This window comes from Bacillus sp. A01H, from assembly GCF_045277205.1.
Classification (GTDB): Bacteria; Bacillota; Bacilli; order Bacillales; family Bacillaceae_G; genus Bacillus_A; species Bacillus_A paranthracis.
The window spans coordinates 1,634,033-1,653,589 of sequence record NZ_CP117702.1 but is presented as its reverse complement, the minus strand read 5'-3'; the positions used below and the strand labels follow the sequence as shown (position 1 = coordinate 1,653,589).

The following is a 19,557-nucleotide window of genomic DNA, read 5'->3' as shown; positions in this document are numbered from 1 at the left end:
TCTTTTTTCGACTTTTGGGGAGAGAATGAAAGGTAGGAGAAAGTATAATGTCAGATAATTATCGTTCTCGTACAGAACGAAATCATGTAAAAAATCAAAAGCAAGAAACAAATACAGAGAAAAAACCAAAGAAAAAAGGCTCCTTTTTTAAAAAATTCCTTATAGGTTGTCTACTTCTTGGTATCGTTGGTCTTGTAGCTGGCGTGTCCGCTTTCTTTGTTATGGTGAAGGATGCTCCAAAATTAGACAAATCAAAACTTGTCAACCCTTTATCAACAAAGTTTCTTGATAAGAACGGGAACTTTTTCTATGAATACGGTGCTGAAAAACGAACCCACGTTACGTATGATCAAATTCCAAAAGTAGTTGAAAATGCATTCCTTGCAACTGAGGATTCACGTTTCTATGATCATAATGGAATTGATTTTAAACGAACTACAAAAGCAGTTATGGAAAATGTCACTGGGGGATTCGGATCTCAAGGTGGTAGTACGATTACACAACAAGTAGTCAAAAACTATTTTCTAACGATGGACAAAACTGCAAAGAGAAAAGTGCAAGAATGGTACCTATCTTACAAATTAGAGCAACAATACTCTAAACATGAAATTTTAGAAATGTATTTAAATAAGATTAACTTAGGTAACCGTTCGTACGGTATTGCAACAGCAGCAAAAAAATATTATGACAAAGATTTAAAAGACTTACAGTTACATGAAGCTGCAATGCTTGCAGGTTTACCCCAAGGTCCTAATATTTATGATCCTACAAAAAAAGACAACGTTGAAAGAGCTACACAACGTCGAAACGTCGTATTATCATTAATGAATCGACATGGTTATATAACAAAAGCTGAGATGGATAACGCAACGAAAATCCCTGTAACTGAAGGTCTTCAACCATCTTCAGAAGTAACGGAGATGAAGTATCAAGCATTTTTAGATGCTGTTGTAAAAGAAGTTGAAAAAGAATATCCCGATGTAAATATCGGTTCAGATGGTTTAACGATTCATACAACACTTGATCAAGATGCGCAAGATTATGCTGATAAAATTATGGATGGCAATCTTATTAAGTATCCGAACGATCAATTCCAAGGATCATTCGTATTTATGGATACACAATCTGGAGAAGTTCGAGCAATTGGAGCTGGGCGTAAAGAAAGTAAGTCTACTTTCAAAGGTCATAATATGGCCACTGATTTAAAACGCCAAGTTGGTTCAACAATGAAACCAATTTTCGACTACGGTCCAGCAATTGAGAATTTACAATGGTCTACATACCATCAATTAAATGACTCAGAATATACGTATTCCGATGGTAAAAAAATACGAAATGCAACAAATAGTTACAAAGGTGACGTTTCACTACGTGAAGCTTTGAAAAAATCATTAAACATTCCCGCTTTAAAGACAGCTCAAGCGGTTGGTCTTCCTAAGTCACAAGCGTTTGCTGAAGGTTTAGGTATGACATTTAAAGACGGCAAAACATATGAATCAACAGCAATTGGTAGTAACGATAGTTCTCCATTACAAGTAGCAGGTGCATATGCAGCCTTTGGTAACGGTGGGAACTACAATAAACCGCACTTCGTAAAAGAAGTTATTTTCCCAGATGGGAAAAAGAAAAGTTTTAAACCGAAAGAACAACGTGCGATGCAAGACTACACAGCTTACATGGTGACTGACGTTCTTCGTGACGTAGTAAAACCTGGTTCTGGTGGTACGGGTCCAACAGCATACGTTTCAGGTGTTGATGTTGCCGGTAAAACAGGAACACAAAACTTTGATGCAGACGTTATAAAAGAATATGGTATTCCAGCTGATGCAAACAGAGATAGCTGGTTCGCTGGATATACACCGCAATATACAATGGCAGTATGGACTGGGTACGAAAAAAATGGCCCAGAAAACTACATTAGTGATCGTTATACTAGAATTGCACAGCAAATGTTCCAAGTAATGATGAGTAAATTCGCTACAGATAAAACTCGTTTCGAACGCCCTTCTTCTGTACAAGAATTAAATGGTGAATTGTACGTAAAAGGCGCTAAAAAGGATGCAGTGAAACAAATTAAAGTAGATGCACCTAGTGGTCTTAATGTCACTTTCGATGGCGCTAGCACAGTTACACTAAACTGGTCTGGACCAGCAGAAGTTGATGCGTATGCCGCAAGCTATAAAGCGACTGACGGTTCAAGTGGTAGTTTATCAATAAAAGGTACGACAGCTACTCTTGGTGGTATTAAACCAGGCGTTACTTACAGCTTCTCTGTAGTAGCGAAAAAAGGTACTGGAACAAGCCCTGCCGTTGGTGCATCCTTCACTGCGCCTGGAGGAACTCCAGACGCGAAGAAAGCTGAAGATGAGGCTGCTAAGAAGAAGGCTGAAGAAGAAGCTAAGAAAAAAGCTGATGAGGAAGCTCAGAAAAAGGCCAATGAAGACAAATTAAAACAAGAAGAAGCTACTAAAAAAGCTGAAGAAGAAGCTCAGAAACAACAAGAACAACAACGTAAACAACAAGAAGAAGCTCAAAAGAAAGCTGAAGAGGAAGCTAGAAAAAAAGCTGAAGAAGAAGCTAAAAAACAACAAGAACAACAACGTAAACAGCAAGAAGAGGCTCAAAAGAAAGCTGAAGAGGAAGCTAGAAAAAAAGCTGAAGAAGAAGCTAAGAAACAACAAGAACAACAACAACAACAAAATACCGGCGAAGATACACCTCACGCAGACGGAAATGTTGTTACAACAGAGTCTTAATACAAAAAAAGAAGTCCTTTCTCTTAACGAGAATAGGACTTCTTTTTTGTTATCATTTTCTTTACATATAGTTTTTCTATTTCAATATACAACTGCGCTAACTGAATATAAGAATGATAATTATTCGGTTTCTTTATAATGAACGAATATCGCTCTATAAAATTAACTGGTTGCACTTCCAATTCACTCGTAAAATCTTCTATTTTATTCAAACTATGAACAGGTTGCTCATTTAGCCAATATACAATTGATAATAAATGTGCTGCAAAAAGAATCATCGGACCTTCAGCTTCTTGTTTCTTTCTGTTTCGAAATAAAGTAGCAATGTCCTCATGCTTATTTTTCCATACATTCAACATTACCGGAATACTGTTTTCAATTTCATTCCACGGCTCATATTGTCTTTCCATATCATATATAAAATAAGTCTTTTGTATTGTTTCTTCAAATGACTGTTCTGTATAATACGCAATCGAATTTATACTTTCTTTAAAAAATGGTAAGCACCGAAATTCTCTCGGTATTTCTATCACTCGCTCCATCCTTTATTTCCCCTTCATTCGCTTCTTTCCTTCTCGGCATACTTCTAGTAAAGGGCACTCTTCACATTGTGGTCGCTGCGCTTTACAGTGATAACGTCCAAAGAAAATCATACGGTGATGTGTAACGCTCCATTCATCCATCGGAATTTTCTTCATTAATGTCTTTTCTACTTCTAACACCGAATCTTTCCATCTACAAATCGCTAACCGTTTACTCACTCTCTCTACATGCGTATCAACAGCAATTGCCGGAATACCAAACGCTACCGAAACAACTACGTTTGCTGTTTTCCGACCTACACCTGGTAACTTCGTAAGCTCATCTCGATCTTTCGGCACTTCCCCATTGTAATCATCTAATAACATTCTGCACAATTTTTGAATGTTTTTTGCTTTATTTCTATACAAACCAATAGAACGTATATCTTGTTGTAATTCTTCTAGCGAAACACTTAAATAATCTTCTGGTGTTTTATATTTTTGAAATAAATTTTTCGTCACTTTATTTACAAGTGCATCTGTACATTGTGCAGATAATGCTACCGCGATTACTAGTTCAAATGGATTATCATGAATTAATTCACAATGTGCTTCTGGGTACATATCCGCCATTGTGTCTAAACAATAGCGAATTTGCGTTTTATTTAACATATACTTCCTCCTACATTACTGCTCCAACCAATTATAAAAAGGCACTTTTCCAGTAAATTTCGTCTCTTGTTTTGTCGTTTGCTGCGTTCGTTGTTGATTTGCTCTAAATTTCCGTCCTTGGTTTTGGGCTTGATCTACTGTTTTAATACCATTCTTTTTCCATTCAAATAAAATACGATCAATATATCGGAAATTAAGCTTACCACTCATTACAGCTTCCCTGAGGGCCGCTTGAATTAAATTCGGATGATGTTGATCTTGATCTTCCCACATTCCCAACGTTTCACATTCAAATGGAGAAAGTGGTCTTCCAAATTCTTTTTCAAATACTGTATATAAATTTACTTGCAATTGCTTTATTTCTTTTTGTTCTTCCTCTATTGATTCATTCATTAAGAAATGCAATATTTTTTCCCATAGCGGTTGTAAAGAATAACTTTCACACATCATCGCTTCTGATTTTTGTCCACCTTCTAGTGATAAAAAACCTTTTTGAATCAATGCCTGAATTACTTCCATACATTTCATTTCGGTAATCGTCATCCGTTCTGAAATCTCTGACGGAGTCGGAAATGAATTGCCCGATTCTAAAAATGTATGTACATGAAGTACAACCATAAATTCTGTTTCATTTAACCCTAATTTTTTATAATGCATCATAAGTAATTTTGGAATTGCAATGCTTCCCTGCTCAAACCACTGTAACATCATTTTCTTTTTCATCACCAAACACCTCGCTCTCTAGTATAACACACCTTTCGCTATTTCTTTTTGCCACAATTCGTCAAAAAAACCTCCCTATTATGTAGGAAGGTTTTTGTATTACATTAATAAAATATACAATTAAGCTTGCACTTTACTTTTCATAAACGTGTGAATACGTTCTAATGCTTTCTCCACTTGTTCAAGAGATGTCGCATATGATAAACGAACGTTATTTGGAGCACCAAATCCTGTACCTGGTACAAGAGCTACTTTTTCCTCTTCTAATAGAGCTTTTGCCCAATCATCAACAGTTTCGTATCCTGATAAAGCTACTGCTTCTTTTACATTAGGGAATAAGTAAAATGCACCTTGTGGTTTAATGCAAGTAAAGCCAGGGATTTGAATTAATTTATCATAAATAATGTTTAATCTCTCTTCAAATGCTTGACGCATTGTTTCTACAGGTTCTTGTGAGCCTGCATATGCCGCGATTGCGCCGTATTGAGCGATTGAAGTAGGGTTTGACGTACTATGACTCGCTAAGTTCGTCATCGCTTTAATAAGCTGCTTATTTCCTGCTGCATATCCAATACGCCATCCTGTCATAGAATGAGATTTAGATACACCATTAATAATAAGTGTTTGTTCTTTTAATGCATTAGAAAGCTGGGCAACCGAAGTATATTCTGCTCCACCATAAATTAATTTCTCATAAATTTCATCTGAAACGATTAAAATATTGTGTTCTAAACATACTTCTCCAAGCTGTTGTAATTCTTCTTTGCTGTAAATCATTCCTGTTGGATTGCTCGGTGAATTAATAATAACTGCTTTCGTTTTCTCTGTAATTGCCTCACGCAGCTGCTTCGCTGTAATTTTGTATTCATTATCTTCAAGGCCTTCTACATAAACTGGCTTACCACCAGCAAGCTTTACTTGTTCCGGATAACTTACCCAGTATGGCGTAGGGATGATAACTTCATCACCTTCATCAAGTAGTACTTGGAATAATGTATATAATGCATGCTTTGCGCCGTTACATACAATAATTTCAGACGGATCATACGCAATTCCTTGATCACGAGTAAACTTCTTCACAATTTCTTGTTTTAACGCTTGTAACCCACCTGTTGGTGTATATTTCGTATGTCCTTCTAACATCGCTTTATGTGCAGCATCCATAATATGTTCTGGCGTATTAAAGTCAGGTTCTCCTGCCCCTAATCCAATTACATCATGACCTTCTGCTTTTAATGCTTGTGCCTTTGCTGTAATTTCTAAAGTTGCAGATGGTGTTAAAGCAGCTACTCGCTTTGCTAATTTCATTTGTAGTTCCCCCTACATCTATTTTTCAATGCTGTATCGTCGTAAAAACTGCCCATCTTTAAATGCAAGATAGTAATAACTATAACGATTTTCATCATCAATATATGTAACTTCCCATAATGGTATATTGTTTTCAAAGCCTAATTTTATTTTTAAAATTTCTTTAGGCTTACTTTTGTGCTCTTTACTGTCATCTCCGACTTGTTCAATCGTTCTTTGTAAAGCCTCTTTTTCAGAAATACCTTCACTCTTTTTCCTTACTATAGTTTCCCCTTTTTTCTCAGGCACCCAAACGATAAGTTGTTCTCCTTTTTCATCTGTACCTTGTACGACAGTATATGAAGATTCTCCGTTATAATAATCCACAGATTTTACTTTTACAAGCTTTGCTTTTTCTTTTGCAATTTCTACAGATTTTGCCTCTTTAGGGATTTTCTTTTCCATTGCTTTATTATAAACATACGCCCCATATATTCCGCTAGCAACGATTACGATAACGATTGCAAAGATCCACTTTTTCATTGTATCACTACGTTCTGTAAATCGTAAATACAGCTGTTTCTTTATCTTTTTCGTCTAATGCCAATCCGAACATGAGGTCCTGCTCTTTTAACGTACGATTCAAACTATCAACGATTTTATACAAGTCAGACGAATATTTAATACGCGTCGTTGATAGGACTTCGATTTTCTTATCCATGAAAAAACTCCTCCGTTACACAAAAATTTCTAATTATAGAAGAACGCAATGCGGTTACAATAAGAGTACATTCTTTACAACCCCTGCTTCATCACCCATCTATTATAGCAGGACATGTACAGCAAAAAAAGGTTTCAAGTCGAAAACCGATACATTTTGTATACAAGAAGTAAGAAAAATAAAATTCCTCCTACCCACATTTTTTACGCCTGAAGTTTACATGCACTTCAGGCGTATTTTTCCTTCCAATTTTATTCAATTGGCCGTTCCTTTAATTGTTCTAACAATTCTTCTAGAGGGCCTTCATAAAGCGGAACAGTTGGAATTGATTGTAAAAAACGTTTTCCATAGGAAGCGCTTGTCAAACGACGATCTAGTACAAACACCGTTCCGGTATCTGTACTTGTTCTAATAAGACGACCAAATCCTTGTTTGAAACGCAGTATTGCTTGCGGGAGTGCTAACTTAGCGAATACGTCCTCTCCTTGATTTTTTAACCACTCTCCTTTTGCTTCCATCATCGGTTGATGAGGAGGCGTAAAGGGAAGACGGACAATAACAAGACAACTAAGGGCATCTCCAGGTATATCTATCCCTTCCCAAAAACTACTTGTTCCTAATAAAATTGATTTATCGAACTCTTGAAACTTACGAATGAGACGACTTCTGCTCTTATTATTCACACTTTGCGTTAATAATAAATAGCCTTCTAATTCCTCATCATTTTTCAAATTCGTATATGCTTCTTTCAACATTTCATACGAAGTGAACAAAACAAGCATTCTACCTTCTGTAGCTTTCGCTATTTTTGCAATATGAGCCGACACAGATTCAATATATTCTTCATTACTTGCTTGCTTAATAAAGGGCACATCCGTTGAAACCATTAATTTCATCTGTTCTTCAAAATGGAATGGTGATGGGACCTGTAATGTATTTGGAGCAAAATCATGTAAGCCTAGCTCTTCTTTTATATAGTCAAATGAATCGTTTACTGTTAGCGTTGCTGATGTGAAAATAACACTCTTTTTCTCTGTTAAAAATTCATCAGCAAATCTTTCACCAATATGAACAGGTTGCCCATATAAAACAGTTGAATGAATGGTTCCCTTCGTTTCAGTTTCCATCCATGTCACATATGAATTTTTTTCTAAAATGAGTACTTGTAAAGATTGCGCCATCTTTCTCAACAACTCAATTAAATGCATAAATTCACCTGTAACAACATGCATTTCCCATTCTAATTTACTTTGCAATATATCAACTTGCTTCTCAAGTGTAGAGAGTAATTTTCTTACATCATATACAAAGCGATTTGTTAACTCGGTAATACTATCCCATAACTTACCTTTCTCTACTTCCGTGTTATATCGATAAATGAGTGGCATATTGCTGATCCCTTGTTCCTGCTTTGTTTGTTTAAAGATGAATGCACGTAACATTTGGAATAGCTCATCCGCATCAAATTTCAATTCCTTCAAACTATGACTTACCATGCGAAAAGTAGAACGGGAGGCTTGCTCTGATTTTTTCATCATTTTATATACTTTAGAAAGTACATCATCTGTTTCTAGCGTACCAAGACGAGATAAAACTAGCTGGAAATACATACAGGAGAACTGTTCACCTAATGTTCTACTCGCTGCTTCCTCGATATGATGAGCCTCATCAAAAATAATATGCTCACATGAAGCAAACAGTGGTTCTTCACTTGAAAAATCTTGAAATAATAACGCATGATTTGTAATAACGATATCTGCAAATAATGCTCTATTCTTTGCTCGTTGATAAAAACAACGACTAAACCAGTTGCTTTGCATCCCACTCGGACTATGTACATCACTACAAATCCGGTTCCAAAGTAACTTTCCGCCCTCAGGAATATTTAATTCATCACGATCGCCCGTTTCCGTTTGCAATAACCACACTAAAATTTTTGCCTTCGTGAGCGCCATATCATAATTCTTCTCTTCTTCTTGCAAAGCATATTCAAATTTATGTAGACAAAGATAATGCTTTCTTCCTTTCAGAAGAGCTACTTCAAATGAAAATGGCATTATTTTCTGTAATAATGGAATTTCTTTTTCTAGTATTTGTTGCTGCAGTTGTACAGTTTGGGTACTTATGATGACAGGTTCTTCTTTTTTCTTTGCAAAATAAATACTTGGAAGCAAATATGCAAGAGTCTTTCCTGTTCCTGTTCCTGCTTCAATTAGTGAAAACCTAGAATCTCTTAGCGCTGTATATATTTCCTTCATCATACTCTGTTGGCTTTCTCTTTTTTCAAACTTTGGCATATTCGACTCAAGTTTATCAATTGTCTTATGCAAGAAAGCATCAAATTTAAATGCACATGTTTCACTTAAGTTTAAAGAATAATTCCGTTTTCGAAGGGCAATATTTCGATACACTTCATATCCCTCTGCTCCTTTTTTACCATGCATCATTTTCTTTAAAATATTTTCAGAAAGCACATCCGCTATATCACTTTGAAACACATCACTCAATTCATAAAGCGATTGCAAGGTGACAAGGGGTAACTTCTCAATTTCATTTAAAAATTGTAAAAACAATTCCGCTGTTGCAAGAGCATCACTATCCGCACGATGCGGTTGATCATGCTCTAATTCGTGTTGTTTAGCTAAATCACGTAATTTATAACTATCAGCCGTTGGCAAAAGAATTTGCGCCAACTCAACTGTATCAACTTTTGGACAATGTATTTCTGTATATCCAGCCTGCCTTAATTCTTCCGTTAAAAAATTCCAATCAAAGTGAACGTTATGTGCAACGAAAGCTGCACCTTGTAATAGCTCAACAACCATTGGGGCTACATCTTCAAATAACGGGGCTTGCTTAACCATACTCTCATCAATCCCTGTTAACTCTGTAATAAATGGTGGAATCTCTCTCTTCGGATTAATAAAAGATGAAAAAATCTCTAATATCTCTCCATCTTCCACTACAACAGCTGCAATTTGGGTAATTTTATCTTTCCCATCCTTCCAGGAGTTCCCTGTCGTCTCTAAATCCACAACGACATAACGCTTACTCATATATGTAACACCTCAATTTCTTACCTATCAAACAGAAAATTATATAATGTTACTATACCACGTTTTATCTCATCTTAATGAAAAGATGCACAAAAAAGGCTATCTCCATAATAGAGATAGCCTTCTTACTTATAATATCGTACCCGCTTTTTCAGCACCTAACATTTCAATAATTTGATTATCATCGTCTAATACTGCAATTTTCGGCTCTTGTTTATGAATATTTTCTTCTGCCACTAAACCGTAGCAAATAATAATAACTTTATCTCCTGGCTGTACAAGCCTTGCAGCTGCACCATTCAAACAAACAACACCGCTACCACGTTCTCCTTTAATAACATATGTCTCTAAGCGAGCACCATTATTATTATTTACAATTTGGACTTTTTCGTTTTCTACAATATTTACTGCATCCATTAAATCTTCATCAATTGTAATACTACCTACATAATTTAAATTTGCTTCTGTTACTGTTGCGCGATGTAGCTTCGCTCTCATCATTGTGCGAAACATAGATGCTCCCCCTTATTTAACCGTTAATGTTATATTGTCAATTAATCGTACATTGTCAAATTTAACTGCAATTGCTAAAATGATTCGTCCTTCAATTTTATCCACTACTTGTAGTGAAGGATACGCATATAAATCAGCATAATCTACAGTGCCTTTCGTATATGTCTCAATATACTCCTTCACAAGAGTTGTAATGATTTCTGCATTACGTTCTCCTGTCTCAATTCTTTCTTTCGCTATACATAGACTGCGGTATAAATGAGGAGCCTCTTCACGCTCTTCTGGTGATAAATACACGTTACGAGAACTTTTGGCTAATCCATCTTCTTCCCTTACAATATCCACCGGTACGATTGTAACCGGAATATTAAAATCAGCGACAAATCCTTCAATGACAGCAACTTGCTGTGCATCTTTCATACCGAAATAAGCACGTGTTGGCAATGTAATATTAAATAGTTTCATTAGTACAATCGCAACACCAGCGAAATGACCAGGTCTTTGTTTTCCGCATAACACATCGGTACGCTTCACAACTTCTACCGTTGTCGTTTGTTCTGCTGGATACATTTCTTCTACGCTCGGATAAAATAAATAATCTACACCGTTTTCTTTTGCTACATTTTCATCTCTATCAATATCACGAGGGTATCGATCTAAATCTTCATTTGGTCCAAACTGTAGCGGATTAACAAACACGCTTAAAACTACAATTTCATTTTCTTCTCTTGCCTTACGTAATAAAGTCGCATGACCTTCATGTAAATAACCCATCGTTGGGACAAAACCAATACTTTTTCCACTTGCACGTAGTTCGTTTGTAATTTGCTGCATCTCTTGCACTGTATTTATGATTTTCATTATTGTTTTCCTCCGTATAACGCTAAACATTCTTCCTCTTTCATTGTGAATGAATGTTTTTCTTCCGGAAATTGACCTGTCTTTACTTCAGTTACGTATTGTGAAATCCCTCGCACAATCTCCTCTTGAACAGACGTATATTGCTTCACAAATTTCGGAACACGATTTACGCCATATGAGATAAGATCATGATAAACGAGTACTTGCCCATCCACTTTTTGTCCTGCTCCAATTCCAATCGTTGGAATTGTTAGTTGCTTCGAAATAAATTCTGCTAGCTGCATTGGCACACATTCTAATACAAGTGCTATCGCACCAGCTTCCTCACATCTCTTCGCATCTTCTATTAATTTTTTTGCACTTTCAGCATCTTTTCCTTGTACTTTATAGCCACCTAACACTCCTACAGATTGAGGAGTTAAGCCTAAGTGTGCCACGACAGGAATTCCCGCACTCGTCAAGTAATGAATAGTTGATATCACTTCTCCTGCACCTTCTACCTTCAGTGCATGAGCACCACTCTCTTGAACGATGCGGCGTGCATTCACCATCGTATCTTGAGGCGACACATGATACGACATAAATGGCATATCAGTTACAATAAACGTCTCTTTCGCTCCTCGGCGTACAGCTTTCGTATGATGAATCATATCCTCTACTGTTACAGGTACTGTTGAATCATAGCCGAGCACAACCATCCCAAGGGAATCTCCAACTAAAATCATATCAACTTCCGCTTCTTCTGCTAACTTAGCAGATGGATAATCATACGCCGTTAGCATTGTAATCGGCTCACCTTGCTCTTTCATTTTCAAAAAATCTGTTTTTGTTTTCAAAAACTACTCCTCCTTTATACAGGAGAGAGGAGATGGCCGAAATCATATAAAAAACCCCTCTGGCCATAAAAGGGCAGAAGGGTTGTGTGTTAGTCGGCATTATTCATCCCTCTGTCCCAGTCCGTTATTGGATCAAGGCAGAATCCAAGTTATTATTTTTCGTATTGCTTCGAATCATAGTGCAGTTCGCTCTGATACTGCCCACATTCGAACTAATTATAGCAAACTCCAAAAAGGAATTACTACATTTTTTTGAAAAAATAATTTTTATTCTTATTACGGTATGTGAAATTTATAAGTGAACGATTCAATCATAGAAAGATAAACTTTTTAAATACATGGTATAACTCATAAAATAATGATGCAGGTTAATTGAGGAGATATACTTACAAAAGGAGAATTGCGAATGTCTATAAACAAATGGTTATTTCGATTCATCGGTTTTCTTGTGATGCTTGTGGTAATAACAACTTTAAATTCCCTCAATGTATTTGCCTCAGTTAACAACTTGGCACAACCTATTGCGTCTGCGAAAGTGATTGAAGTTGAGCTAAACGATGATTACTTTAATCCAAACGTCATCACGATTCCAATTAACGAATCAACAACATTACTGTTGAAAAATAAAGGTAAGAGTGAGCATACCTTTACAATCAAAAAACTCGGTATTGATGTCGTCGTCGAGTCAGGAAAAGAAAAAAACATTACCGTGAAACCTAACAGTGCCGGTACATATGAATTAATATGTCGATACCATCTCCTCAAAGGAATGGAAGGTAAAGTAATCGTCAAATAAGAAGCAAACTCAACTGGACGATCTTTTAAAATAAAACTTAAATATTAAAAGATTTTATTAATATGGAAATAAAAAAGAAGTTCCAAAAGAGGAACTTCTTTTACTTAATTTCGATATCCGCAGAATGAATATGATGTACTTTTCCTTCATGGTCTTCTAGGAGCAATACACCATCCTCTGTAATTCCTTTTGCTATCCCTGTAATTGTCTCTCTCATCGTTCGAGCGTTAATTTCTTTCCCGATGCTTACAGCGTAACTTTCCCAAAGAATTTTAATGACAGAGAAACCATTTTGTAAATACTCTTCATATAATTTTTCTAGTTGTAAAAAGATTTGTTGCATAAGCTCCGCACGAACAATTGGCTTACCAGATTCAATCGCTAAAGAAGTAGCAATATGCTGAATTTCCTCATCAAAATGTTCTTGCTTTTGATTCGCATTAATACCAATACCCATAATGACAGCATTAATTTTATCAGGATCAGCTTGCATTTCTGTTAATATTCCTACAGCCTTTTTCCCTTGAATTAAAATATCATTCGGCCATTTTATTCCTACGTTTACACCTGTGCACTTTTCAATTGCTTGCGCAACGCTAACAGCGGCTAACAAAGTAAGTTGTGGTGCATGTTGAACCGGGATTGATGGGCGTAAAATAATACTCATCCAAATTCCTGTTCCTTTTGGTGAATGCCATTTTCTGCTTAAACGACCTCTACCCGCTGTTTGTTCTTCTGCCACAACAATTGTTCCTTCTTCTGCACCTTCATAAGCAAGCTTTGCTGCAATATGTTGCGTCGATTCAACGGACTCTTCAAAATACACTGTTCTACCAATATGTTTCGTTTGTAACCCTAACTGTATTTCATTCGCAGTCACTTTGTCTGGCTTACTTGCAATTCGATAACCTAATCGACGCACAGCTTCAAGTTCATATCCCTCATTCCGAAGGTCCTCCATATGTTTCCACACAGCAGTTCTTGAGCAACCAAGTTTATCACTAATCGTTTGACCAGATACAAACTCGCCATCCGCTTCCGAAAAAACTTGCAATAACTGCTTTCTTATAGTAGATTGCATTCTTGTAGCCACTCCCTTATACACTCTTTCTCATTTACTACGTTTCCTTGTACAATTGCTTCTTCAATTTTTTGAATCATTTCAGCAACCCACGGACCTGGCTTTTTATTTGCCCAGTTTAACAAATCATTCCCAGTCACATTCATCTCTTGTCGACTCTTAATTGGCAATGCTTGAAACAACGTTTGTACCCGGTTAACAGCTGTATGATCATAGCTTTCAATCATCGCTTCATATACTCTTTCTGCCATTTCAGCTATATGAATTCCCGTTTTATAAAGAAGAACTGTATCCCAATCCTTCTCCTTTCTCTTACGGATTGTTAATAAAACTGCGACGATATCTTTTATTTTTTTATTCGAAAACTTCCATTGACGTAAAAAGACAGCTGGATGTTCTTCTCCAATACAATATAAGAAAAACGCCCACGCCTCAATGTCTGCTTCAAAAGAATCCCATTTATACTGCGTAGCTTTTAACAATTTCTCTTCTGACATCTGTAAATATGGTAGATGAGAAAATAGTTTCGTTTCTACTAATTCTTTGAGAGCCTTCACACAATATGTGCCAGTTAACAGTTTTTCAAACTCCACTGTAATTCTCTCAATTGCTATATGTTCCAGCAAATGTCCATATGTTTCAATTGCTTGCTTCGTTTTCGTCTCTAAAGAAAAACCTAACGTACTTACGAACCGAATACCACGCATCATTCGCAGGGCATCTTCTTGAAACCGATCCGCAGCATTTCCCACTGTCACAATTTCTCTCTTTTGAATCGCTTCCTGTCCAGCAAATAAATCAACCATTTTTCCTTCTTCTGTCATTGCAATTGCATTCATTGTGAAATCACGACGTTTTAAATCCTCTTCTAATGAACGAACAAATTGAACACTACTAGGTCTTCGAAAGTCTTCATATTCACTCTCTGTTCGAAAAGTGGTTACCTCATAAGGCTCACCATTTTCTACGACAATTACAGTTCCATGTTCAAGACCAACAGGAACATGTCTTGGAAATATAGCCATCACTTCTTCTGGTAAAGCAGATGTCGCAATATCAATATCTCCAATCGGCCTATCGATAATAAGGTCTCTTACGCTTCCACCGACAAAGTAAGCCTCATGCCCTTGTTGCTTTAAAGTCTCAATAATAGAACTAGCTTTTTTAAATCTTTCCATTTTTGTCATCCCTTAGTACATCATAGTAAATCGTTTCATATTGTGAGACGATTTTTTCAGAGCGAAACTGCTCGTAAACACTTTCTCTTGCTCGCTCTCCCATATTACGGTGAAGTTCTTCATCCTTTAATAGCTGAATGGCTTGATCTGCCACTCCTGTTGTATCGCCAACTTCACATAAATATCCTGTATCACCATGTTGAATGACTTCTGGAATACCTCCAACCCTTGTTCCGATACAAGGTACACCACACGCCATCGCTTCTAATAAAACAAGACCAAAACTCTCCTTCTCTGATAAAAGCAACATTAAATCACTCATCGCAAGTAGTTCTGCAACATTATCTTGCTTCCCTAAGAATAAGACGCGATCTTCAATATGTAAATTTTTCACCAACTGTAAAATCGTGCAAAATTCTGGTCCATCTCCAACAAGAAGCAACTTCGCATCTACTTCTGTAACAATTTTAGCAAATGCCTGCACAACATCTTGCACACGTTTCACTTTACGGAAGTTTGAAATGTGAATGAGTATCTTTTCACTCTCACTTATACCGTATTCTTTCTTTAATTGGGTCATATCACGTTTGAAATATACACGTTCGTCTATAAAGTTATATACCGTTTGAATGTCTTTATTTGGTTTTACAAGCTCATGCGTTTCGTTAATTAATGAATGCGAGACAGCCGTCACAACATCAGATTGCTCAATACCAAAACGAATTAAATTATTTAGCGAAGGGTCGGATCCTAACACAGTAATATCTGTTCCATGCAAGGTTGTAACAATTTTAATACGCTCTCCAATCATTTGTTTTGCTAAATAAGCACAAATGGCATGTGGTATTGCGTAATGCACATGTAAAATGTCTAGGTTTTCTCTTTGTGCAACCTCTGCCATTTTACTCGCTAACGCTAAATCGTATGGTGGATATTGAAATACAGAGTATTGATTTACCGTCACTTCATGAAAATAAATGTTTGGATACACTTTATTTAACCGGAATGGTAAACCCGATGTAATAAAATGAATTTCATGCCCGCGTTCCGCTAATTGCTTTCCTAATTCTGTTCCAACAACTCCAGAACCACCTACAGAAGGATAACATGTAATACCTATTTTTAATTTCATTTACATCCCCCTATTAAATCAGCATGTAATAAAACCGGTTTCTTACTCATAAACCCTTCGGCATATAAAACTCCAACTTCTTTTCCAAACATTTTCTCACGGGCGACTACAGTTTCAACGTAACCTTCTGTTAACGGCGTTTTCACACCATCACTCCCTGTTGAAAACTGACTTTCATACGCTTCTAATGCTTCCACCTTTTGCGATACGTATTCACTAATATCTATACAAAAATTCGGTTTATGAAAACCATTAATCATATAATGATAAAAAGACTCCACACGATGTGGTGGAACCTCTGGCATATATTTGCGAATTCCCGCTGAAAAAATAGCTTCTTCCACAAGTTTTGCACAATTTGCATGATCTGGATGACGATCTTCATAATACGGCGCAAAAACTAGTTTTGGTTTATATGTACGAATTACCTTTACAATTTCACGTATATACTCTTCTTTCATATACAAACCACGGTCTGGCATCGCTAAATTTAGTCTCGTTTTTACTCCCATTATACGAGCTGCCGCCTTCGCTTCTTCTTTTCTTAACTCTATCGTTCCGTTAGAAGAAAGATCAGCTTCTGTTAAATCACAAATACCTACTTCATACCCTTGCTTCGTATATTTAGCAATGGTACCCGCCATGCCGATTTCAACATCATCGGCATGGGCACCAAACGCTAATATATGTAATCCACTCATAATTGTTCCCCTCATTTTCTTAACTTGCGGTAATCTAAATCTCCTCGCTCTAATGCGTGCATTAACATTTCAGCACTTGCCATATTCGTCGCAAGTGGAATTGCATATACATCACATAAACGAAGCAATGCATTCACATCCGGTTCATGCGGTTGTGCTGTTAATGGATCGCGGAAGAAAATTACCATGTCTAAATCATTTTTTGCAATCATTGCACCAATTTCTTGATCGCCGCCAAGAGGACCAGATTGATATCTTGTTACAACTAAGCCGGTCGCTTCCATAATACGAAGTCCTGTCGTTCCTGTTGCAAATAATTCATGTTGTTCAAAAATTGGTTTATATGCGTATGCAAACGAAACCATGTCGTCTTTCTTTTTGTCATGTGCGATTAAGGCAATTTTCATCCGTTGTCTCCCCTTTAGTCGATAATATTTTCTAAACCGTACACAAGATGATCTAGATTCATTACTGTCTCAATTGATAGTTTTACACCAGACATAAATGATGCACGATTGAATGAATCATGACGAACTGTTAACATTTGTCCGTCTCCACCAAACATTACTTCTTGGTGTGCAATAAGTCCTGGTAAACGTACACTATGAATATGAATGCCGTCTACATTTGCACCACGAGCCCCTTCTAGTTGCTCTACTTCATTTGGATGACCTTGCTGCTTTGATTCACGATTTCGACGGATTAATTCTACTGTTTTTACCGCTGTACCAGATGGTGCATCTAGTTTTTGATCATGATGCAATTCAATTACTTCAACATCTTGGAAGTATTTCGCTGCCATTTGTGAGAATTTCATCATAAGAACTGCACCAATTGCAAAGTTTGGAGCGATAATTGTTCCTACTGCTTTTTCTTTCGCAGTCTCGGTTAATTGTTTTAGCTCTTCTTCTGTAAATCCAGTTGTACCAATAACAGAACGAAGTCCACGCTCAACTGCTAGTGTAACGTGTTGTTTCCCAACTTCTGGCGTTGTTAAATCTAACAACACATCTGCTTCTACTTCCTCTAAACAAGTATGTAAATCTGCGTAAATAGGTGCATCTAGCGCTGGCATTCCCGGTAAATCAGAGATTTTCTCTCCACCATGCTTATAATCCACTGCTGCTACTAAATTAAAATGTTCCGTTCTTCCCATAAGAAGAACTGCTTCATGTCCCATACGTCCTCTTGGTCCAGCGATAATTACTTTAATTTCTTTCATTATTCTTTCTCTCCCTCATCAATACGTGTCCAGCGATCTTTATCGCGAGTATTAAATTTATTCATTACAATGTTATGTGCTGTTTCTAAATCAATATTTAAACTATTTGCCATACAAATCATAACAAATAATACATCTCCAAGCTCTTCTTCAATACTACGTTCTGTTTCAGTTGTTTTCTTCGGTTTCTCACCATAATAATGATTCACCTCTCTTGCAAGCTCCCCCATTTCTTCCGTTAAACGAGCCATCATTGCAAGTGGACTGAAATAACCTTCTTTAAACTGACCAATATATGCATCAACTTCTTTCTGCATATCCTTCATCGTTTTCGCTTCCATACAATTCACCTCTAATCCTTCCTCTTTCATGTTAGCCAATTCATCGCGATTTGACAAATATTATTCCCCGCCAAACACCTATTTGCGACCCTTTTTGGGAAAGATTATAATAAAGTGAAACTTCTTTTGCGTTTTTGGCAAAAAATCAACCAGAACCAATCGATTTTTATAGCCTTCACTATTTTCACTAGCAACTAGAAATTACTTATCATTATGTTTTACCGTTTCAGCGGAGCAATGCCATTTACATAATTAGGGGGATTTCTATATGACATCAAATTTGAAGATTCGAAATATCATTTTTATTTTAATCGGTTCCGCTATTTTTTCTTTCGGTATTGTGAATATCAATATTGAAAATCACCTTGCAGAAGGTGGATTTACCGGTATTACACTATTATTGTATTTTCTATTTAAGTTTGACCCTTCTTATTCAAACTTAATTTTAAATATCCCTATATTTTTTATTGGTTGGAAGTTACTTGGAAGAGCGACATTTATATATACACTAATCGGCACCTTTAGCGTATCTTTATTTCTATGGATTTTTCAGCGTTACGAAGTTCTCAACTTACATGTAAACTTACAAAATGATATGACACTCGCAGCTTTATTTGCTGGGGCATTTATTGGTATCGGTCTTGGGATCATATTTAAATACGGCGGAACTACTGGCGGTGTAGATATTATTGCGAGACTCGCTCATAAATATGTTGGCTGGAGTATGGGGAAAACGATGTTTATGTTTGATGCTATCGTCATTATCGTCTCTATCCTTACCTATTTATCATATCGCGAGGGTATGTATACGTTAGTTGCTGTTTTTATCGGGGCGAAAGTCATTGATTTTATGCAAGAAGGAGCCTATGCAGCAAAAGGAGCAACTATTATCTCCGATAAAAACGATGAAATTGCTGCTAAAATTTTATCTGAGATGGAGCGCGGAGCGACCTTTTTAAAAGCTGTTGGATCGTATACAAAAGTGGAACGGAACGTATTGTATTGCGTTGTGGCTAAAAATGAAATCGTGAAATTAAAAAATATTATTACTTCTGTAGATCCTCATGCATTTGTTGCAGTAAGTGACGTACATGATGTAGTTGGTGAAGGTTTTACGTTGGATGAAAATAAAAACCCATTACATACATAAACACAACTAG

General features: G+C 36.6%; 20 protein-coding genes. 3 read left to right on the top strand and 17 right to left on the bottom strand.

The window, feature by feature from the left end; translation table 11 throughout:
* Nucleotides 1–47: 47 nt before the first annotated feature.
* Nucleotides 48–2,756 (top strand): PBP1A family penicillin-binding protein, encoded by a 2,709-nt coding sequence (locus tag PSR14_RS08825; RefSeq protein WP_001283134.1) that lies wholly within the window; start codon nt 48–50, stop codon nt 2,754–2,756.
* Nucleotides 2,757–2,779: 23 nt separating this feature from the next.
* On the opposite strand, the gene PSR14_RS08820 is transcribed toward PSR14_RS08825, so the two are convergent.
* From PSR14_RS08820 to panB, 10 genes are all read right to left on the bottom strand, one after another.
* Nucleotides 2,780–3,298 carry a YpoC family protein gene (locus PSR14_RS08820; protein WP_000442682.1) on the bottom strand — a complete coding sequence of 173 codons (519 nt, stop codon included), beginning with the start codon at nt 3,296–3,298 and terminating at the stop codon, nt 2,780–2,782.
* Nucleotides 3,299–3,301: 3 nt separating this feature from the next.
* Entirely contained in the window at nt 3,302–3,949 is a 648-nt protein-coding gene (gene nth / locus PSR14_RS08815) for an endonuclease III (protein ID WP_000933025.1), read from the bottom strand.
* A 15-nt stretch (nt 3,950–3,964) separates the two neighbouring features.
* Nucleotides 3,965–4,672: a DNA replication protein DnaD gene (gene dnaD / locus PSR14_RS08810; RefSeq protein ID WP_000728540.1), complete on the bottom strand. Its 708-nt coding sequence runs from the start codon at nt 4,670–4,672 to the stop codon at nt 3,965–3,967.
* A 120-nt stretch (nt 4,673–4,792) separates the two neighbouring features.
* Nucleotides 4,793–5,980: an aspartate transaminase AspB gene (gene aspB, locus PSR14_RS08805; RefSeq protein ID WP_000761548.1), complete on the bottom strand. Its 1,188-nt coding sequence runs from the start codon at nt 5,978–5,980 to the stop codon at nt 4,793–4,795.
* Between the two features lie 18 nt (nt 5,981–5,998).
* A complete protein-coding gene (locus PSR14_RS08800; RefSeq protein ID WP_000758749.1) occupies nt 5,999–6,502 on the bottom strand; it encodes a DUF5590 domain-containing protein in 504 nt (167 codons plus the stop codon).
* A gap of 7 nt (nt 6,503–6,509) precedes the next feature.
* Complete coding sequence (locus PSR14_RS08795) at nt 6,510–6,680, bottom strand: YpmA family protein (RefSeq protein WP_000358352.1); 171 nt, start codon at nt 6,678–6,680, stop codon at nt 6,510–6,512.
* Between the two features lie 251 nt (nt 6,681–6,931).
* Nucleotides 6,932–9,736 carry an ATP-dependent DNA helicase DinG gene (gene dinG / locus PSR14_RS08790; RefSeq protein WP_073541934.1) on the bottom strand — a complete coding sequence of 935 codons (2,805 nt, stop codon included), beginning with the start codon at nt 9,734–9,736 and terminating at the stop codon, nt 6,932–6,934.
* Between the two features lie 129 nt (nt 9,737–9,865).
* Complete coding sequence (gene panD, locus PSR14_RS08785; protein WP_000490176.1) at nt 9,866–10,249, bottom strand: aspartate 1-decarboxylase; 384 nt, start codon at nt 10,247–10,249, stop codon at nt 9,866–9,868.
* 12 nt (nt 10,250–10,261) lie between these two features.
* Complete coding sequence (gene panC / locus PSR14_RS08780) at nt 10,262–11,110, bottom strand: pantoate--beta-alanine ligase (RefSeq protein WP_000691778.1); 849 nt, start codon at nt 11,108–11,110, stop codon at nt 10,262–10,264.
* Nucleotides 11,110–11,946 carry a 3-methyl-2-oxobutanoate hydroxymethyltransferase gene (gene panB / locus PSR14_RS08775; RefSeq protein ID WP_000853114.1) on the bottom strand — a complete coding sequence of 279 codons (837 nt, stop codon included), beginning with the start codon at nt 11,944–11,946 and terminating at the stop codon, nt 11,110–11,112. The genes panC and panB overlap by 1 nt, the downstream gene beginning before the upstream one ends.
* Nucleotides 11,947–12,352: 406 nt before the next feature.
* On the opposite strand from panB, the gene PSR14_RS08770 reads away from it, so the two are divergent.
* Nucleotides 12,353–12,742 carry a cupredoxin domain-containing protein gene (locus PSR14_RS08770; RefSeq protein WP_000026412.1) on the top strand — a complete coding sequence of 130 codons (390 nt, stop codon included), beginning with the start codon at nt 12,353–12,355 and terminating at the stop codon, nt 12,740–12,742.
* 100 nt (nt 12,743–12,842) lie between these two features.
* On the opposite strand, the gene PSR14_RS08765 is transcribed toward PSR14_RS08770, so the two are convergent.
* From PSR14_RS08765 to PSR14_RS08735, 7 genes are read right to left on the bottom strand one after another with little or no spacing between them, the layout of a single operon-like run.
* Nucleotides 12,843–13,823, bottom strand: a complete 981-nt coding sequence (locus PSR14_RS08765) for a biotin--[acetyl-CoA-carboxylase] ligase (protein WP_001192048.1) — start codon at nt 13,821–13,823, stop codon at nt 12,843–12,845.
* Complete coding sequence (locus PSR14_RS08760) at nt 13,808–15,001, bottom strand: CCA tRNA nucleotidyltransferase (RefSeq protein ID WP_000439308.1); 1,194 nt, start codon at nt 14,999–15,001, stop codon at nt 13,808–13,810. Before PSR14_RS08760 ends, PSR14_RS08765 begins: the two co-directional genes overlap by 16 nt.
* Complete coding sequence (gene bshA, locus PSR14_RS08755) at nt 14,988–16,133, bottom strand: N-acetyl-alpha-D-glucosaminyl L-malate synthase BshA (protein ID WP_000768296.1); 1,146 nt, start codon at nt 16,131–16,133, stop codon at nt 14,988–14,990. Before bshA ends, PSR14_RS08760 begins: the two co-directional genes overlap by 14 nt.
* The gene (gene bshB1, locus PSR14_RS08750; RefSeq protein ID WP_000015666.1) at nt 16,130–16,834 is read right to left on the bottom strand and encodes a bacillithiol biosynthesis deacetylase BshB1; all 705 of its coding nucleotides are present in this window, start codon (nt 16,832–16,834) and stop codon (nt 16,130–16,132) included. The genes bshA and bshB1 overlap by 4 nt, the downstream gene beginning before the upstream one ends.
* An 11-nt stretch (nt 16,835–16,845) precedes the next feature.
* Nucleotides 16,846–17,241, bottom strand: a complete 396-nt coding sequence (gene mgsA / locus PSR14_RS08745) for a methylglyoxal synthase (RefSeq protein ID WP_000684755.1) — start codon at nt 17,239–17,241, stop codon at nt 16,846–16,848.
* A gap of 14 nt (nt 17,242–17,255) precedes the next feature.
* Nucleotides 17,256–18,056 (bottom strand): dihydrodipicolinate reductase, encoded by an 801-nt coding sequence (gene dapB, locus PSR14_RS08740; RefSeq protein WP_000658821.1) that lies wholly within the window; start codon nt 18,054–18,056, stop codon nt 17,256–17,258.
* Nucleotides 18,056–18,397, bottom strand: coding sequence for a nucleotide pyrophosphohydrolase (locus tag PSR14_RS08735; protein ID WP_001992677.1), 342 nt, complete (start codon nt 18,395–18,397; stop codon nt 18,056–18,058). The genes dapB and PSR14_RS08735 overlap by 1 nt, the downstream gene beginning before the upstream one ends.
* Before the next feature lie 268 nt (nt 18,398–18,665).
* Between PSR14_RS08735 and PSR14_RS08730 the strand changes: the two genes are divergently transcribed.
* A complete protein-coding gene (locus tag PSR14_RS08730; RefSeq protein WP_000203301.1) occupies nt 18,666–19,547 on the top strand; it encodes a YitT family protein in 882 nt (293 codons plus the stop codon).
* Nucleotides 19,548–19,557: the final 10 nt, after the last annotated feature.

What these genes read in the sequence shown, in the direction of transcription:
- PSR14_RS08825 (WP_001283134.1), top strand. Translation starts at nt 48, where the DNA reads ATGTCAGATAATTATCGTTCTCGTACAGAACGAAATCATGTAAAAAAT.
- PSR14_RS08820 (WP_000442682.1), bottom strand. Translation starts at nt 3,298, where the DNA reads ATGGAGCGAGTGATAGAAATACCGAGAGAATTTCGGTGCTTACCATTT.
- nth (WP_000933025.1), bottom strand. Translation starts at nt 3,949, where the DNA reads ATGTTAAATAAAACGCAAATTCGCTATTGTTTAGACACAATGGCGGAT.
- dnaD (WP_000728540.1), bottom strand. Translation starts at nt 4,672, where the DNA reads ATGAAAAAGAAAATGATGTTACAGTGGTTTGAGCAGGGAAGCATTGCA.
- aspB (WP_000761548.1), bottom strand. Translation starts at nt 5,980, where the DNA reads ATGAAATTAGCAAAGCGAGTAGCTGCTTTAACACCATCTGCAACTTTA.
- PSR14_RS08800 (WP_000758749.1), bottom strand. Translation starts at nt 6,502, where the DNA reads ATGAAAAAGTGGATCTTTGCAATCGTTATCGTAATCGTTGCTAGCGGA.
- PSR14_RS08795 (WP_000358352.1), bottom strand. Translation starts at nt 6,680, where the DNA reads ATGGATAAGAAAATCGAAGTCCTATCAACGACGCGTATTAAATATTCG.
- dinG (WP_073541934.1), bottom strand. Translation starts at nt 9,736, where the DNA reads ATGAGTAAGCGTTATGTCGTTGTGGATTTAGAGACGACAGGGAACTCC.
- panD (WP_000490176.1), bottom strand. Translation starts at nt 10,249, where the DNA reads ATGTTTCGCACAATGATGAGAGCGAAGCTACATCGCGCAACAGTAACA.
- panC (WP_000691778.1), bottom strand. Translation starts at nt 11,110, where the DNA reads ATGAAAATCATAAATACAGTGCAAGAGATGCAGCAAATTACAAACGAA.
- PSR14_RS08770 (WP_000026412.1), top strand. Translation starts at nt 12,353, where the DNA reads ATGTCTATAAACAAATGGTTATTTCGATTCATCGGTTTTCTTGTGATG.
- PSR14_RS08765 (WP_001192048.1), bottom strand. Translation starts at nt 13,823, where the DNA reads ATGCAATCTACTATAAGAAAGCAGTTATTGCAAGTTTTTTCGGAAGCG.
- PSR14_RS08760 (WP_000439308.1), bottom strand. Translation starts at nt 15,001, where the DNA reads ATGGAAAGATTTAAAAAAGCTAGTTCTATTATTGAGACTTTAAAGCAA.
- bshA (WP_000768296.1), bottom strand. Translation starts at nt 16,133, where the DNA reads ATGAAATTAAAAATAGGTATTACATGTTATCCTTCTGTAGGTGGTTCT.
- bshB1 (WP_000015666.1), bottom strand. Translation starts at nt 16,834, where the DNA reads ATGAGTGGATTACATATATTAGCGTTTGGTGCCCATGCCGATGATGTT.
- mgsA (WP_000684755.1), bottom strand. Translation starts at nt 17,241, where the DNA reads ATGAAAATTGCCTTAATCGCACATGACAAAAAGAAAGACGACATGGTT.
- dapB (WP_000658821.1), bottom strand. Translation starts at nt 18,056, where the DNA reads ATGAAAGAAATTAAAGTAATTATCGCTGGACCAAGAGGACGTATGGGA.
- PSR14_RS08735 (WP_001992677.1), bottom strand. Translation starts at nt 18,397, where the DNA reads ATGGAAGCGAAAACGATGAAGGATATGCAGAAAGAAGTTGATGCATAT.
- PSR14_RS08730 (WP_000203301.1), top strand. Translation starts at nt 18,666, where the DNA reads ATGACATCAAATTTGAAGATTCGAAATATCATTTTTATTTTAATCGGT.